The sequence below is a fragment of the Mesorhizobium sp. WSM4887 genome (genome assembly GCF_029625865.1).
Taxonomy (GTDB): Bacteria; Pseudomonadota; Alphaproteobacteria; order Rhizobiales; family Rhizobiaceae; genus Mesorhizobium.
Window position 1 is genome coordinate 1 of the sequence record NZ_JARTVP010000069.1, and the last position, 242, is coordinate 242.

Sequence of the window (242 nt, forward strand, 5' to 3'; positions counted from 1 at the left end):
GTTGCTCCAGTTGAGCCGGTAGCGCCAGTGGCACCCGTGGCGCCGGTCGCACCTGTAGCTCCGGTAGCGCCGGTCGCCCCAGTCGAGCCGGTGGCGCCCGTTGCACCGGTCGAGCCGGTCGCACCCGTGGCGCCGGTCGCACCCGTCGAGCCCGTCGCGCCTGTTGCTCCGGTCGCACCGGTAGCGCCGGTCGCTCCGGTCGCGCCAGTTGCTCCAGTTGAGCCGGTAGCGCCAGTGGCACC

1 protein-coding gene is annotated in these 242 nt (G+C 74.0%); it reads left to right on the top strand.

The features are described 5' to 3' along the window. Nucleotides 1–27: 27 nt before the first annotated feature. Nucleotides 28–242: hypothetical protein (locus tag P9230_RS32360; RefSeq protein WP_278121776.1), on the top strand; the 215-nt coding region annotated here is incomplete at its 3' end.